11 protein-coding genes are annotated in these 15,897 nt (G+C 66.9%); 10 read left to right on the forward strand and 1 reads right to left on the reverse strand.

Features of this window, described 5'->3' with window-relative positions:
* Positions 1–247: 247 nt before the first annotated feature.
* The 10 genes from chvE to PA27867_RS02080 all read left to right on the forward strand — a co-directional run bounded on the left by chvE (position 248) and on the right by PA27867_RS02080 (position 14,743).
* A complete protein-coding gene (gene chvE / locus PA27867_RS02035) occupies positions 248–1,375 on the forward strand; it encodes a multiple monosaccharide ABC transporter substrate-binding protein (RefSeq protein ID WP_066592517.1) in 1,128 nt (375 codons plus the stop codon).
* Between the two features lie 124 nt (positions 1,376–1,499).
* Entirely contained in the window at positions 1,500–3,008 is a 1,509-nt protein-coding gene (gene mmsA, locus PA27867_RS02040) for a multiple monosaccharide ABC transporter ATP-binding protein (protein ID WP_066598822.1), read from the forward strand.
* A 5-nt stretch (positions 3,009–3,013) separates the two neighbouring features.
* Positions 3,014–4,234, forward strand: a complete 1,221-nt coding sequence (mmsB, locus tag PA27867_RS02045; RefSeq protein WP_066592521.1) for a multiple monosaccharide ABC transporter permease — start codon at positions 3,014–3,016, stop codon at positions 4,232–4,234.
* A 74-nt stretch (positions 4,235–4,308) separates the two neighbouring features.
* Positions 4,309–5,526, forward strand: coding sequence for an ROK family protein (locus tag PA27867_RS02050; RefSeq protein ID WP_236900800.1), 1,218 nt, complete (start codon positions 4,309–4,311; stop codon positions 5,524–5,526).
* Positions 5,527–6,462: 936 nt separating this feature from the next.
* Positions 6,463–7,476, forward strand: a complete 1,014-nt coding sequence (locus PA27867_RS02055) for a LacI family DNA-binding transcriptional regulator (protein ID WP_066592524.1) — start codon at positions 6,463–6,465, stop codon at positions 7,474–7,476.
* A 133-nt stretch (positions 7,477–7,609) separates the two neighbouring features.
* Positions 7,610–8,908, forward strand: a complete 1,299-nt coding sequence (locus PA27867_RS02060) for an ABC transporter substrate-binding protein (RefSeq protein WP_066592530.1) — start codon at positions 7,610–7,612, stop codon at positions 8,906–8,908.
* Between the two features lie 123 nt (positions 8,909–9,031).
* Positions 9,032–10,021: a carbohydrate ABC transporter permease gene (locus tag PA27867_RS02065; protein WP_084020558.1), complete on the forward strand. Its 990-nt coding sequence runs from the start codon at positions 9,032–9,034 to the stop codon at positions 10,019–10,021.
* Complete coding sequence (locus PA27867_RS02070) at positions 10,021–10,947, forward strand: carbohydrate ABC transporter permease (protein WP_084020559.1); 927 nt, start codon at positions 10,021–10,023, stop codon at positions 10,945–10,947. Before PA27867_RS02065 ends, PA27867_RS02070 begins: the two co-directional genes overlap by 1 nt.
* Before the next feature lie 2 nt (positions 10,948–10,949).
* A complete protein-coding gene (yicI, locus tag PA27867_RS02075) occupies positions 10,950–13,289 on the forward strand; it encodes an alpha-xylosidase (protein ID WP_066592533.1) in 2,340 nt (779 codons plus the stop codon).
* Positions 13,286–14,743, forward strand: a complete 1,458-nt coding sequence (locus PA27867_RS02080) for a GH1 family beta-glucosidase (protein WP_066592535.1) — start codon at positions 13,286–13,288, stop codon at positions 14,741–14,743. The genes yicI and PA27867_RS02080 overlap by 4 nt, the downstream gene beginning before the upstream one ends.
* A 71-nt stretch (positions 14,744–14,814) precedes the next feature.
* Here the strand turns inward: PA27867_RS02080 and PA27867_RS02085 are convergent, their stop codons facing one another.
* Positions 14,815–15,660 carry an NAD-dependent epimerase/dehydratase family protein gene (locus PA27867_RS02085; RefSeq protein WP_066598829.1) on the reverse strand — a complete coding sequence of 282 codons (846 nt, stop codon included), beginning with the start codon at positions 15,658–15,660 and terminating at the stop codon, positions 14,815–14,817.
* Positions 15,661–15,897 lie beyond the last annotated feature (237 nt).

A 15,897-nucleotide genomic window follows, 5' to 3' on the forward strand; every position in this document is an offset into this window, starting at 1 on the left:
CCCCCAAAGGTGGGCATTTCAGATTTGCCCCTTGTGAAACGGCGATGGCCTGAGATAAGTTCTGTCCGTCAACAAAGGCCGCTTTAGCGGTGGGTCAATCACAGCGATGTCCCGTTACAAGGAGGTAACCCTGACGCGCGTTTCTCCCAATGCCGGGGGAGCGCGGGACAAGATTTCCTCCTCTGGCAGGTCCCGGTCCACCGGTGCCTGTGGTGACTGGCAGCTCTCAGAGAGGAAAGCTCCAACAATGTCCAAAACCAAGAAAATTCTCGCCCTCGCGGCGGCCGGCGTCTTCGCGCTGACGCTCGCGTCCTGTTCCAGCAGCGGATCCACGTCGGGAAGCTCCGACGGTGGCGCTGCCGCCGGTGCCGACTGCAACGTGGGTATCTCCATGCCCACCCGTTCACTCGAGCGCTGGATCAACGACGGCGACCAGCTGAAGAAGCTGCTCGAAGACGCCGGCTGCACGGTCGACCTGCAGTATGCAGACAACAAGACCGACCAGCAGATCAGCCAGATCCAGAACCAGGTCGCCGGCGGATCGAAGATCCTCGTCGTGGCCGCCGTCGACGGCAAGGTGCTCGCACCGGTGCTCGCCGAGGCCAAGAAGCAGGACGCCACCGTCATCGCCTACGACCGCCTGATCAACGGCACGCCGGATGTCGACTACTACGCGACCTTCGACAACTACAAGGTGGGCCAGCTTCAGGGCGAGTTCATCGAGAAGGAACTCGACCTCGCCAACGCGACCGGGCCGATCAACCTCGAACCGTTCGCCGGCAGCCCCGACGACAACAACGCCAAGTTCTTCTTCTCCGGCGCGTGGGATGTTCTGTTGCCCTACGTCGAGAGTGGCGTGCTCGTGGTTCCGAGCGGCCAGTCGCCCGCCTCCGACGATGACTGGGCCTCGATCGGCATCCAGGGCTGGGCCAGCGACAAGGCACAGTCCGAGATGGACAACCGTCTGTCGTCCTTCTACACCGGCGGCGACAAGGTCGACGTGGTGCTCTCCCCGAACGACAGCCTGGCCATCGGCATCGAGGCATCGCTGAAGTCCGCCGGATACGCACCGGGCGCCGACTACCCGGTCATCACCGGACAGGACGCCGACAAGGCCAACGTCAAGGCGATCCTCGACGGCGAGCAGTCCATGACCGTGTGGAAGGACACCCGCACGCTCGGCAAGCAGGTCTTCGACATGATCCAGGAGATCGTGGCCGGCGATGACGTCACCGTCAACGACACCGAGACCTACGACAACGGCGACCACGTGGTGCCGTCGTACCTGCTCGACCCCGAGGTCGTCGTCAAGGACGACGTGCAGTCCAAGCTCATCGACTCCGGTTTCATCAAGGCATCGGACGTCGGACTCTAACGAGCCGAACCGGGCCGGCTCGCTCGCTGAGCGGGCCGGCCCATTCGACGGGCACCCGGGAAACCGGGTGCCCGGTCCATCAGCAAACCAGGAGACGGTAGTGGAGCATTCGATCATCCTCAGGATGAACAACATCGTGAAGGACTTCAACGGGGTGAAGGCCCTCGACGGCGTGTCCCTCGAGGTCACGAGGGGGCAGGTGCACGGCATCTGCGGGGAAAACGGCGCGGGCAAGTCCACGCTGATGAAGGTGCTCAGCGGGGTGTACCCGGTCGGGAGCTTCGACGGGACCATCGAGTTCGAGGACCACGAGGTGGCCTACAAGTCGATCAACGACAGCGAGCACGACGGCATCGTCATCATCCACCAGGAGCTGGCGCTGAGCCCGTACCTGTCCATCGCCGAGAACATCTTCCTCGGCAACGAGAACGCCACCCGCGGGGTGATCGACTGGAACAAGACCAACCGCGAGGCCGCCCTGCTGCTGGCCCGGGTGGGCCTGGACGAGAACCCGGCCACCAAGATCCTCGAGCTCGGCGTGGGCAAGCAACAACTCGTGGAGATCGCCAAGGCGCTCTCCAAGCGGGTCAAGCTGCTCATCCTCGATGAGCCCACCGCTGCTCTGAACGACGAAGACTCCACGCATCTGCTGGGCCTGATCGATCACCTGCGCACGCAGGGCATCACGTGCATCATCATTTCCCACAAGCTCAAGGAGATCAAACGCATCGCCGACACCGTCACGGTGATCCGGGACGGCAAGACCATCGAGACCATCCCGATGGACGGCCCGGATGCGACCGAGGCGCACATCATCCGCGCCATGGTCGGCCGCGACCTCAACAACCTGTTCCCGCCGCGGGAACCCGCCATCGGCGCCGAGGTGCTGCGGGTGGAGAACTGGACCGTGCACCACCCGGTCGACGTGGCCCGCAAGGTCGTCGACGGCGCATCCTTCACCGTCAACGCCGGCGAGATCGTCGGCTTCGCCGGCCTCATGGGTGCCGGGCGCACCGAACTGGCGATGAGCCTGTTCGGCCACTCCTACGGCACCAACATCTCCGGCACGGTCTTCAAGGACGGCACGGAGATCCACATGCGCACGGTGGGGGAGGCCATCGAGCACGGCTTCGCGTACGCCACCGAAGACCGCAAGCGCTACGGCCTCAACCTCATCGGCGACATCACCGTGAACGTGTCGGCTGCGGCCCTGGCCAAGCTCGCCAAGTACGGCGTGATCGACCGGCACCGCGAGTACAAGGTCGCCGACTCGTACCGCCGGAAAATGAACATCAAGGCCCCGTCGGTCGGATCCATCACCGGCAAGCTCTCCGGCGGAAACCAGCAGAAGGTAGTGCTGTCGAAGTGGATCTTCTCCGGCCCCGACGTGCTGATCCTCGACGAGCCCACCCGCGGCATCGACGTGGGCGCCAAGTACGAGATCTACGGCATCATCAACGAACTCGCGGCGCAGGGTAAGGCGGTCATCGTGATCTCCTCCGAGCTGCCCGAGCTGATCGGCATCTGCGATCGCATCTACGCGATCTCGGAAGGAAAACTCACCGGCGAGGTCGCCAAGGCCGACGCCTCGCAGGAAACCCTCATGCACTACATGACCGCAGGAAAGGACTGAGCGCGATGACCACCACCACGCCAGCGAGCAGCAAGGCGCCCACAGAACCACCCGTGAAGCGACGGATGCCCAAGCTCTCGATCAACCTTCGCCAGTACGGCATCGTCGCGGCCCTGGCCGTGATCGTCATCCTGTTCCAGATCCTCACCGACGGGCGCCTGCTGTTGCCCGGCAACGTGAACAACCTCATCCAGCAGAACGCCTACGTGCTGATCCTCGCGATCGGCATGGTCATCGTGATCATCGCCGGGCACATCGACCTCTCGGTCGGCTCGGTCGTGGCCATGGTCGGCGCCGTCGCCGCGATCAGCATGAACAACTGGGGCCTGCCCTGGTGGGCCGCGGTCATCGTGTCGCTGCTGGTCGGCGCCCTGGTCGGCGCCTGGCAGGGCTACTGGGTGGCCTTCGTGGGCATCCCGGCGTTCATCGTCACCCTGGCCGGCATGCTCATCTTCCGCGGGCTCACCCTCGTGCTGCTCACCGGTGGCACCATCAGCGGCCTGCCGCCGGAGTTCACCGCGATCGGCGCCGGCTGGCTGCCGTCGTACCTGGGCGAACTGGGCGGGCGCGACGTGCTCACCCTGGCGCTGGGCATCCTCACCGCCGTGGCCCTGATCGTCTTCCAGCTGCGCACCCGGGCCACCCTGGCCCGGCTCGACCTGCCGCGCGAACCCGCCGCATCGATGTGGACCAAGAACGGCATCGCCGCCGTGGCGATCATCTGGTTCGCCTGGCTGCTCAGCGACTACAGCGGCACCCCGATCATCCTGATCGTGCTGGCCGCGCTCATCCTGATCTACAACTTCGTGCTCAACCGCACGGTGTTCGGCCGTCACGTATACGCCATGGGTGGCAACCTCTTCGCCGCCGTGATGAGCGGTGTGAAGACCAAGTGGGTCAACTTCTACATCTTCGTCAACATGGGCGTGCTCGCGGGCCTGGCCGGCGTGGTCTCGACCGCCCGGGCCGGCGGCGCCGTCGCCTCGGCCGGACAGAACTACGAGCTCGACGCCATCGCGGCCGTCTTCATCGGTGGCGCGGCAGTGCAGGGCGGCGTGGGCACCGTGGTCGGGGCCGTGGTCGGTGGCCTGGTGATGGGTGTGCTCAACATGGGACTGTCCATCCTCTCGGTCGACGCCGCCTGGCAGATGACGATCAAGGGGCTGGTGCTGCTGCTGGCCGTGGCGTTTGATATCTTCAACAAGCGGCGCGCTGGGGGACGATAGAACTGAACCCGTCGGGAGTGCCTGTCGACGCAGCCACCCGGCAGGCTTCCACCCGAGAGGACAGTGACCCACCCGTGACCTACGCGCCACCCACCCTCGGCTCTCGGGGTGGCACCAGCAACGACCAGCTTCGGCGGTACAACCTGTCGATGGTGATGACGATGTTGCACCACGCCGGCGGATGCTCCCGGGCCGAGCTGACCAAGCGCACGGGCCTGAACCGCTCCACGATCGCGGCCCTCGTGGCCGAGCTCGTGGAGCTGGGCATGGCGTTCGAGGTCGAGCCGGAGAGCGTGGTGGGCCGGGTGGGCCGGCCGAGCCCGCAGGTGGTGCCGAACCCGGGGCTGGCCGCGATCGCGGTCAACCCCGACATCGACGCCATCACGGTGGGTCTGGTGGGGCTCGGCGGCGAGGTGATCCGGCGCATCCGGTTCGACACCACCCGGGTGCCCACCGTGGCCGAGGCCATCAACGCGGTCAAGGCGATCGTGGACGGCATGCGCGGCGAGATCGACCAGAGCTACAGCATCGCGGGGGTGGGCGTGGCGGTGCCCGCGCTGGTGAACTCGGCCGACGGCCGGGTGCTGATCGCCCCGCACCTGGGCTGGCGCGACGCCAACCTGGCCCGCGACCTGGCCCGGGTGCTGGACTACCCGGTCTTCGCCGGCAACGACGCGAGCCTCGGCGCCATCGCCGAAAGCATGTTCGGCGCGGCCCGCGGCATCAATGACCTCGTCTACCTCAACGGCAGCGCCAGCGGTATCGGCGGCGGCCTCATCATCGGCGGCTCGCCGCTGCGCGGCACGAGCGGCTACGCGGGGGAGCTCGGCCACACCCTGGTGAACAGCCAGGGGGTGCGCTGCCACTGCGGCCGCATCGGCTGCCTGGAGACCGAGGTGAGCATGGGCCGGCTGCTCGCGGTGCTGGGGCTGCCCCGCGCCGACCAGGACGACCTCGACATCGCCCTCGGCGTCTCCCGAGACCCGGCCGTGCTGGCCGAGGTGCGCCGGCAGATCGAGCTGCTCTCCGAGGCCATCTCCAACTTCGTGAACATGTTCGACCCCGAGATGGTCGTGCTCGGCGGGTTCCTCGGCTCCCTGCTCTCGGTGGGCCGCGAGCAGCTCACCGCGGCCATGATCGTGCGCTCGATGAGCAGCATCGGCCACACCGTGGCCATCGAACGCGCCAGCCTGGGCTCGCGCCTGATGATGGTGGGCGCGGCCGAGCTGGCGTTCGCCGGCCTGCTCGACGACCCCGCCGGCTTCGTGCGCGGCCGCGCCGGCCGCCGCTGACCCCGCCACGGTGGTCGAGCTTGTCGAGACCCGGTGACGTGCGCGGGGACGCGGCTGACGTCCGTATGTCGGCTCGCGGGGTCTCGACAGGCTCGACCGGCGTTGGGGTCGCGTTTCGTAGGTCGTGTTCCGGCGGATGCGTGTGTGTCGTTCCCGTCTCGGTGGTCGAGCTTGTCGAGGCCGGGTGAGGTGCGCGGGGATGCGGCTGACGTGCGTAGGTCGGCTCGCGGGGTCTCGACAGGCTCGACCGGCGTTGGGGTCGCGTTTCGTAGGTTGTGTTCCGGCGGATGCGTGTGTGTCGTTCCCGTCTCGGTGGTCGAGCTTGTCGAGACCGGGTGAGGTGCGCGGGGACGCGGCTGACGTCCGCAGGTCGGCTCGCGGGGTCTCGACAGGCTCGACCGGCGTTGGGGTCGCGTTTCGTAGGTCGTGTTCCGGCGGATGCGTGTGTGTCGTTCCCGTCTCGGTGGTCGAGCTTGTCGAGACCGGGGTGAGGTGCGCGGGGACGCGGCTGACGTCCGCAGGTCGGCTCGCGGGGTCTCGACAGCCTCGACCGGCGTTGGGGTCGCGTCTCGTAGGTCGTGTTCCGGCGGATGCGTGTGTGTCGTTCCCGTCTCGGTGGTCGAGCTTGTCGAGGCCGGGTGAGGTGCGCGGGGACGCGGCTGACGTCCGCAGGTCGGCTCGCGGGGTCTCGACAGGCTCGACCGGCGTTCGGGTCGCGGTGTGCAGATCGGCTCCCGAAGCGTCGACGATACTCACCGGAGCCCCGGCGCGCCCCTGATCGGGCATTTGTAGACAATCACCACAAATTGCTTGCGGAACCGTGGATGCGTGTCGTAGGCTCCTAGCGCAGCAGTCGAAACGTTTAGCCGAACGGCCGCTGAATGGGTGCACCACCGCATCCCACCGCGCTTGAACCGATACGACGATGGAGTCCCGATGGCCAACATTCACGACGTTGCCCGCGTCGCCGGGGTGTCCATCAGCACGGTCTCCTACGCCCTGAGCGGCAAGCGCTCCATCGCGGCCTCCACGAAGCAGCGCATCGACGAGGCCGTTCTCGAGCTCGACTACCGGGCCAACGCCGGCGCACGGATGCTCAAGGGCGCACGCACCAACATCCTCGCGTTGAGCGCCCCGCTGCACGCCGGCACCCACGCTCCGGCGCACATGACCTTCGTGCTCTCGGTGGTCACGGCTGCCCGCAAGTACGACTACGACGTGCTGTTGCTCACTCAGGACGAAGCCACCAGCGGCCTGCGCCGTGTCGTGCGCAGCTCCCTGGTGGACGGCATCGTGCTGCTGGACGTCTCCACAGCCGATCCCCGCACCGACCTGGTGCGCGAGCTCGGCCTGCCGGCCACGGTCATCGGCATCCCCAACGACACCGACGGCCTCACCTGCGTCGACCTCGACTTCGAACAGGCCGCCGTGATGGCCGTGCGCCGGCTGGTCGACCTCGGCCACCGCGAGATCGGCCTGATCGGCCAGGCCCCGCTGATCTACGAGCGCGGATCGAACTTCCCGCCGCGCTTCCGCGACGCCTTCCTGGCCGAGGCCGCCCGCCTGGGCATCACCACGGCCTTCACCCCCGCTGCCGAGGACTCGGCCGGGGTACGCGCCGCGCTCGACGGCCTCACCGCGTCACTTCCCGGCATGACCGGCCTGGTGCTGCACTGTAACGAACCCGTGCAGTCCATGGTGCTCGACCTACTCGCCCAGCGCGGCATCAGCGTGCCGAACGATCTGTCGGTCGTCTCGGCCTGCTCCAGCTTCTCCACCGACCATCTCAATCCGCCCCTCGACGTGATCCCCCTGCCCGCTGACCAGTCCTGTACTCGCGCAATCGAGCTCACGATGGCCCAGCTGAGCGGGAACGTCGAGCCGCACGTCGAGTTCATCGAACCGACGTACGTCGAGCTCGGCTCGACGACCGCCCACCGCCGCCACTAGGACCCGGAAAGGAAGCTTTTTCGCGGGCCAACTATCGAAACGTTTCGAAAGCATCCCGCCCCGACGTTCCACCGCAGCACAGCCCAATCACCCGTGCATCATCACCAGCGCATCACTACAAGGAAGTAGAACAGTGAAGAAAACCAAGAGAAGCCTCGCCGGCATTGCCGTGCTGGGCGTCAGCGCCCTCCTCCTCTCCGGCTGCTCGGCCAGCGGATCCAGCGAAGGCGACGGCAACACCCTCAAGCTCTGGCACTTCGAGAGCGACACCAGCGCCATGGGCATCGCCTGGGACGAAGCCATCAAGGTCTTCGAGGAAGAAACCGGCGCCACGGTCGAGTTCGAGGAGAAGAGCTTCGAACAGATCCGCTCAACGGCCAGCCAGGTGCTCAACTCCGACCAGGCACCCGACATCCTCGAGTACAACAAGGGCAACGCCACCGCCGGCCTGCTCGCGAGCCAGGGTCTGCTGACCGACCTCGACGACGCCTACGCCGAATACGGCTGGGACGACGCGCTCGCCCCGTCGCTGCAGACCACCGCCCGGTATGACGAAGACGGCATCATGGGCTCCGGCGCGTTCTACGGGGTACCGAACTACGGCGAGTTCGTGGAGATGTACTACAACAAGGACATGTTCGCGGCCGCCGGCCTCGAGGTGCCCACCACGGTGGCCGAACTCGAGAGCGTCATGAAGGCGTTCACCGACCAGGGCATCACCCCGCTGGCCGAGTCGGCCGCGGAGTACCCGCTCGGCCAGCTCTGGTACCAGCTCGCGCTGACCAAGGCCGACCGCAGCTTCGTCGACGACTACCAGCTCTACACCGGCGACGTCGACTGGAGCGGCCCCGAGCTGAGCTACGCGACCGAGACCATCAAGGACTGGACCGACGCCGGCTACATCTCCACCGACGCCAGCGGCTTCAAGGCAGAGGATGCCGGCACCGCGTTCATCAACGGCACCTACCCGATCTTCTTCTCGGGTTCGTGGTGGCACAACCGGTTCACCACCGAGGCCACCGGCTTCGACTGGGGCACGTTCCTCTTCCCCGAGGCCGACATGTCGCCCGGCTCCGCCGGCAACATGTGGGTCATCCCGGAGAAGGCCAAGAACAAGGACCTCGCCACCCAGTTCATCGACATCACGATGCGCCCGGAGATCCAGGCCCTCATCGGCAACAACGGCGGCATCCCCGTCGCGGCGAACACCGCCGACATCACCGACCCGAAGAGCCAGGAACTGATCGGCAACTTCAACGCGCTGACCGAGAAGGACGGCATCGCGTTCTACCCCGACTGGCCCACCGCCACCTTCTACGACCAGCTCAACGCCGGCCTGCAGGAGCTCATCAACGGCACCAAGTCGCCGGCCGACGTCAACGAACAGCTCGGCGGCCAGTACCAGTCCGGCGTCGACGACATCGTCGGCTAACCCTCCACCGAGCCCGGCTCGACCGGTACCCACCCCCGGGTACCACCTCGCAGTACCCGGCCGGGGGCCTCACGGTCCCCGGCCGCCACTGACAGAAGAAGAGACAGAAGAGAAGGAAAGCGCATGACGACAGCATCCGTGCTCCATGCACCCGACGATGCACCCGGCGATGCTCCGTCGACAGGCAACCGTCCTGTCCGGCAGAGCCTCATCCCGGGAAGCAACCCCCAGAAATTCTGGATCTATCTCATTCCGGGACTGGCGCTGCTCACGCTGATCATCGTGATCCCGCTGGTGTGGAACGTGTACCTCACCTTCACCGACTACCGCGGCATCAAGCCGCCGGAATGGGTGGGCCTGAAGAACTGGGCCAAGCTCGCCGGCGACACCACCTTCTGGACCTCGTTCGGCAACTCGATCGCGATGATCGTCGCCATGGTCGTCGTGCCCACCCTGCTCGGCCTGGTGCTTGCCGCCATGCTCTTCGACCTGATCGGCAAGAAGTTCGGCGGCAAGATCGCCAGCTTCCTGCGCGCCACCTACTACCTTCCGCAGATCCTGCCCGGCGTCGTCGCCGCGATTGTGATCGGCTGGATCCTGCGCCCGCAGAACGGCGCCCTCAACCAGGTGCTCGAGGGAGTGGGCCTGGGAGGTCTCACCCACAACTGGCTCGGCAGTCCCGACACCGCGCTGCCGAGCATCATGGTCATCATGATCTGGGTGCAGTTGGGCTACCCGATCGTCATCTTCATGGCCGCCCTGCAGCGGGTCGACCCCGAGCTCTACGAGGCGGCGGAACTCGACGGCGCCAACTGGATCCAACGGTTCCGTGCCATCACGGTCAGCATCATCCGCCCCGAGATCTTCGTGGTCACCCTCACCTGCACGATCGCGGCACTCAAGGTCTTCGGCCCGATCTACACCCTCACCGGCGGCGGGCCCGGAACCTCCACCATCGTGCCCGCGTACTACGCGTACAGCGAGTTCTTCCAGTCCCAGCAGGTGGGCTACGGCGCGACCATCGCGACCGCCCTCACCATCGTCATCGCCGCCGTCTCGGTCGTCTTCCTCCTCGCCCAGACCCGACTCGAGCGTAAAGAAGAGGAACGCTAATGTCGCAGACCACCATTCTCGAGGAGCCCACCGGTCCCGCCGGCGCCCCCGGCACACAGGGCACCCGACCCCCGGCCAAGCGGAAGAACCGCAGCAGCACCACCCGCAAGACCTTCGGCGACTGGATGATCCTGCTCGTCGCCATCCTGATCGGCCTGCTCATCGCCGTGCCGTTCTTCCTGATCCTGATCAACTCGTTCAAGTCGCCGGCCGACTACAACGCCGCGGGCCCCCTCACCTTGCCCACCAATCTGTACTTCGACGGCATGGTCAACTTCTGGGAGCGGGTGAACTTTCCGGAGAAGCTCTGGAACAGCTTCTTCATCTCCAGCATCGTGGCCATCCTCGCCGTGGTGATCTCCCTGCTCAACGCGTTCGCGCTGGGCATCGGGCGGGTGCGCGGCCGCACCTGGATCGTGCTGTTGATCCTGCTCGCCAACATGCTGCCGCAGGAAGTGCTGCTCTACCCGCTCTACTTCATGTTCAAGTCGGTGGGCCTGTACGACAACCAGTGGGCCGTCATCATCATCTTCGTGGTGATCCAGAGCGCCTTCGGCACCTACCTGCTGGCCAGCGTGCTGGGCACCTTCCCCAAGGAGATCCTCGAGGCCGCGTCGCTCGACGGCGCGAGCCGCTGGACGATCCTCTACCGGGTGGTCTACCCGATCACCAAGCCCACGCTGAGTGTTCTGGTGATCTTCTTCTTCATCTGGACCTGGAACGAGTTCCTCATCCCGCTGACCTTCCTGGTCAGCAACGCCAGCCAGACCGTGCCAGTCTCCATCGCGGTGCTGCAGGGTGACCGGCTCATGGACGTCACGACCACGAGCGCGTCGGCCCTGCTGGGCCTGCTGCCCACCCTGATCTTCTTCCTCATCTTCCAACGCACCCTCACCAGAGGCATCACCGCAGGAGCAGTCAAGTAGTCATGAAATTCACCGACGGTTTTTGGCACACCCGCCCCGGCGTCACCGCGCTCTACGCGCAGGAGGCGTACGACATCGAGCAGGTCGGCTCCGCCCTGCGGGTGTCGGCGCCGACCAAGACGATCGAACGCCGCGGCGACGTGCTCAACCGGGCCCTGCTCACGGTCACGCTGTCCTCGCCGCTGGAGGGCATCATCCGGGTGCGGGTCGAACAGCACACCGGCGGCACGGCCAACCCGGGCTTCGACCTGGTCGGTGCCGAGCCGGATGCCGGCACGATCGTGATCGACGAGACCGGCGGCACCCTCACGGCCGGCCCGCTCACCGCCCGGATCGAACAGGGCAGCCCGTGGAACCTCTCCTTCGAGGCCGACGGACACACCCTCACCTCGAGCGGGCACAAGTCGATCGGGCACATGGACCTCGCCCCGCACGCGCCGATCGCCGCCGAACCGGCCGGGGTGGCCGGGGTCACGACCACGGGCCTGGCACCGGCATCCGCCTACACACACGCGCAGCTCTCGCTCGGGGTGGGCGAACTCGTCTACGGGCTCGGCGAGCGCTTCGGCCCGCTGACCAAGAACGGCCAGACCGTCGACATCTGGAACGCCGACGGCGGCACGTCCAGCGAGCAGTCCTACAAGAACGTGCCGTTCTACCTCACCAACCGCGGCTACGGCGTGCTCGTCAACCACCCCGAACACGTCTCCTTCGAGGTGGGCACCGAGGCCGTGGAGCGGGTGCAGTTCTCCGTCGCCGGGCCGGCGATCGAATACCTGGTGATCTACGGGCCCACCCCCAAGGACGTGCTCGAGCGCTACACCCGGCTCACCGGCCGCCCCGCCAAGGTGCCAGCCTGGTCGTACGGCCTGTGGCTGTCGACCTCGTTCACTACCCAGTACGACGAGGCCACGGTGAACAGCTTCATCGACGGCATGGCCGAGCGCGACCTGCCGCTGTCCGTCTTCCATTTCGACTGCTTCTGGATGCGCGAATTCAACTGGACCGACTTCGAGTGGGACCCGCGGGTATTCCCCGACCCCGAGGGCATGCTCGCCCGGCTGCACGAGAAGAACCTGCACGTGAGCGCCTGGATCAACCCGTACATCGGCCAGCGCGCCGGCATCTTCGCCGAGGCGAAGGAGGCCGGCTACCTGGTGAAGAAGGCCAACGGCGACGTCTGGCAGTGGGACCTCTGGCAGGCCGGCATGGCCCTGGTCGACTTCACCAACCCGGCGGCCACCCGCTGGTTCCAGGACAAGCTGCGCGGCCTCTTCGCTCAGGGGGTCGACGCCATCAAGACCGACTTCGGCGAACGCATCCCCACGGATGTGGTCTGGCACGACGGCTCCTCGCCCGACGTGATGCACAACTGGTACACCCAGCTCTACAACAAGGCCGTCTTCGAGGTGCTCCAGGAGCACCGCGGCGAGGGCGACGCCGTGCTCTTCGCCCGGTCGGCCACCGTGGGCGGGCAGATGCAGCCCGTGCACTGGGGCGGAGACAACTCCTCGTCGTTCGAGTCGATGGCCGAGACCCTGCGGGGCGGGCTCTCGCTGGCCTTCAGCGGCTTCGGCTACTGGAGCCACGACATCGGCGGCTTCGAGGGGATGCCGGATGCCGCCGTGTTCAAGCGCTGGCTGGCCTTCGGTCTGCTCTCCAGCCACTCCCGGCTGCACGGCTCCACCAGTTACCGGGTGCCGTGGCTCTTCGACGACGGCACCGAGGAACCCGGCCAGAGCGCCGTGGACGTGACCCGGTTCTTCACCAAGCTCAAGCTCGCCCTGATGCCCTACCTCTACCGGGTGGGCCTGGAGGCGCACGCCACCGGCACCCCGTTCATGCGGCCCATGCAACTCGAGTTCCCCGGCGACCCCGCCGTGGACTACCTCGACAAGCAGTACCTGCTGGGCGGCGACCTGCTGGTGGCACCGGTGTTCAGCGAGTCCGGCGACGTGCAGTACTACCTGCCCGCCGGCACCTGGACCAACTACCTGACCGACGAGGTCGTGGAGGGCCCGGTCTGGCGCCGGGAGACCCATGCGTTCGACAGCATCCCGCTGTGGGTGCGCGAAGGCGCTGTGCTCGTCACCGGATCCCGCGACGACCGGCCCGACTACGACTACACCGACGAGCCCCTCATCACCGTCTATCCGGGCGGCGACGGAGCGGACCGGGTCGTCATCATCGACAACCCGCTGGACGGCAGCCACCGCACCGTCCACATCAGCACCGAACTCGACCAGACTGTCGTTACCGGCGATTCGGCGGTGCCGTTCCGCGCCCGCCTGGCCGGTGGCACTACCGTGGTCGCTACCGACCGAAAGGCACTTCTCCGATGACCAGCACCACCGCCCCCACCGCGTCCGCGGGCAACCCCGACTACCGCGACTCCGGCCTCGTGTTCCCCGAGTCGTTCCTCTTCGGTTCCGCCACCGCCAGCTACCAGATCGAGGGCGCCTTCGACGAAGACGGTCGCGGGCCTTCCATCTGGGACACCTTCAGCCACACCCCGGGCAAGGTCTGGAACGGTGACACGGGCGATGTCGCCGCCGACCACTACCACCGGCTCGAGGCCGACCTCGACCTGATGACGTCGCTGGGCCTGGCCGCGTACCGCTTCTCGATCGCCTGGTCGCGCATCCAGCCCACCGGTCGTGGCCCGGCCAACCAGGCCGGACTCGACTTCTACGGGCGCCTGATCGACGGTCTGATCGCCCGCGGCATCCGCCCGATCGTCACCATGTACCACTGGGACCTGCCCCAGGCGCTGGAGGACGAGGGCGGTTGGACCAACCGGGCCACGGCCTACGCGTTCGCCGACTACGCGGCGATCCTCGGGCGCGAGTTCGGTGACCGGGTCGACACCTGGACCACCCTGAACGAGCCGTGGTGCTCCGCCTACCTGGGCTATGGCTCCGGCGCGCACGCGCCCGGCCGTACCGACGGCGCCGAGGCCCTCACCGCGGTCCACCACCTCAACCTGGCCCACGGCCTGGCCATCCAGGCGCTGAAGCCCCTGGTCACCAACGACCCCGACTTCTCGATCACGCTCAACCTGCACGTCATCCGTGGCGAGGGCGAGACCGGGCCGGAGGCCGTGCGGCAGATCGACGCGCTGGCCAACCGGGTGTTCCTCGGCCCGCTGCTGACCGGCGCATACCCGGCGGATGTCTTCGAAGACACTAAGGGCATCACCGACTGGGCGTTCATCCTGCCCGGCGACACGGAGATCATCCACCAGCCGCTGGACGTGCTCGGGGTCAACTACTACTCCACCACCCTGGTGCGGATGTGGGACGGCGTCTCGCCCCGCGAGAACTCCGACGGTCACAAGGACGTCGGCGCATCACCGTGGCCCGGCGCCGACCAGGTCGAGTTCCTCGCCCAGCCCGGCCCGTACACCGAGATGGGTTGGAACATCGAACCGGCCGGCCTCGAGGAACTGCTCGTGGCCCTGCACGAGGAGTTCCCGAACCAGCCGCTGATGGTCACCGAGAACGGTGCCGCGTTCGCGGACGAGGTTGTACAGACCGAGGACGGCCCCCGCGTGCACGACGTGGAGCGCACCGACTACCTGCGCCGGCACTTCACCGCCGCGCACCGGGCGATGGCCCGCGGCGTGGACCTGCGCGGCTACCAGGTGTGGTCGCTGATGGACAACTTCGAGTGGGGCTACGGCTACTCCAAGCGGTTCGGCATCATCCACGTGGACTACGACACCCTGGTGCGCACCCCCAAGGACAGCGCGCACTGGTACGCCGCCCTGGTCGCCACCCACACCCTCCCCGCCTAACCCTTCGCGAACTGTGAGTTAAGCCCCAAAAATCTCCGGATTTTGGGGCTTTTCTCACGGTTCGCGGGAGGTCAGCGGGGGTCTTGCCAGGAGTGGGCGGGGGAGAAGCCCAGGAGACGGCGGGCCTTGTCGATGCCGAGGAGCGTCTCGGTTCCGGTGACCTCGCGGGTGAGCTGCACCGCCGGGAACACCTCGGCGGCGAGCTCGGCGCTTGGCCGGCGCATCACGGTGTCGGCGGCGGCGATGATGAAGCGCTCGAAGCCCGGCGGAGCGGTCTGCAGGGCCTTGAGCACCGCCTGGGCGCCGTCACGGGCGTCGATGTACCCCCAGAGGTTCCACTTGCGCAGCGTCGCATCGGCCTGGAACGCCTCGAAACCGTCGTAGTCTTCCGGGTCCATCACATTGGAGAAGCGCAGCGCCGTGATCGACAGCGTCGGGTCCCAGCGCACCAGCTCGATAGCCATCTGCTCCTCGAGGTGCTTCACCAACGAGTAGGTGCTCTCCGGCCGGGCCGGGTACTCCTCGTCGACCGGGATATAGGGCGGGTCGGTGTCGAACGGCAGACCGAGCACGGTCTCGCTCGATGCGTAGACGATGCGACGGATGCCCGCACGGCGGGCAGCCTGGAACACGTTGTAGCTGGAGAGCATGTTGTTGTGGAAGGTAGCGACATCGGGCGCCATGCCCGGCGCGGGGATCGCACCGAGGTGCACGACGGCGTCGAAGCCGTCGATCTGGTCGTTGACGCCCGTGAACGCATCCGCCACCTGACCATAATCGGTGAGGTCGATGCGCACAAAGCCCGGTGCGCGACTGCCGGCCAGGTCGAAGTTGATCACCTGGTGGCCCTCGGCCCGGAGCCGGGCGAGGACGGTCTTGCCGAGTTTGCCGCTGCCGCCGGTGAGGGCGATTCTCATGCTGGGGGATTCCATGGACATCCTTGTCGTCGATCGTATGTGCCGGAAGCGACCGTGGCTGAGCCTGGTTGCGCTCCCGGGTTTCTACGCTTAATTGTGCCCGTGTCGAGAAGCACTCCGGGCGATTTGTGGCGTGGTGCAACGTATCACGCCGCCCCGGGAGTTCTGCCGGGTATTCTGAGGTCCACGGCGAAGGACGCCCGGCGCGCGGGGGAGCCCCTGCCGCAGCCAGTCGGT

The organism is Cryobacterium arcticum (assembly GCF_001679725.1).
In the GTDB taxonomy this organism is placed as follows: domain Bacteria; phylum Actinomycetota; class Actinomycetes; order Actinomycetales; family Microbacteriaceae; genus Cryobacterium; species Cryobacterium arcticum_A.

Bases quoted from the DNA above. Each gene is read 5' to 3' on its own strand.
- chvE (WP_066592517.1), top strand. From the start codon at position 248: ATGTCCAAAACCAAGAAAATTCTCGCCCTCGCGGCGGCCGGCGTCTTC.
- mmsA (WP_066598822.1), top strand. From the start codon at position 1,500: ATGAACAACATCGTGAAGGACTTCAACGGGGTGAAGGCCCTCGACGGC.
- mmsB (WP_066592521.1), top strand. From the start codon at position 3,014: ATGACCACCACCACGCCAGCGAGCAGCAAGGCGCCCACAGAACCACCC.
- PA27867_RS02055 (WP_066592524.1), top strand. From the start codon at position 6,463: ATGGCCAACATTCACGACGTTGCCCGCGTCGCCGGGGTGTCCATCAGC.
- PA27867_RS02065 (WP_084020558.1), top strand. From the start codon at position 9,032: ATGACGACAGCATCCGTGCTCCATGCACCCGACGATGCACCCGGCGAT.
- PA27867_RS02070 (WP_084020559.1), top strand. From the start codon at position 10,021: ATGTCGCAGACCACCATTCTCGAGGAGCCCACCGGTCCCGCCGGCGCC.
- yicI (WP_066592533.1), top strand. From the start codon at position 10,950: ATGAAATTCACCGACGGTTTTTGGCACACCCGCCCCGGCGTCACCGCG.
- PA27867_RS02080 (WP_066592535.1), top strand. From the start codon at position 13,286: ATGACCAGCACCACCGCCCCCACCGCGTCCGCGGGCAACCCCGACTAC.
- PA27867_RS02085 (WP_066598829.1), bottom strand. From the start codon at position 15,660: ATGAGAATCGCCCTCACCGGCGGCAGCGGCAAACTCGGCAAGACCGTC.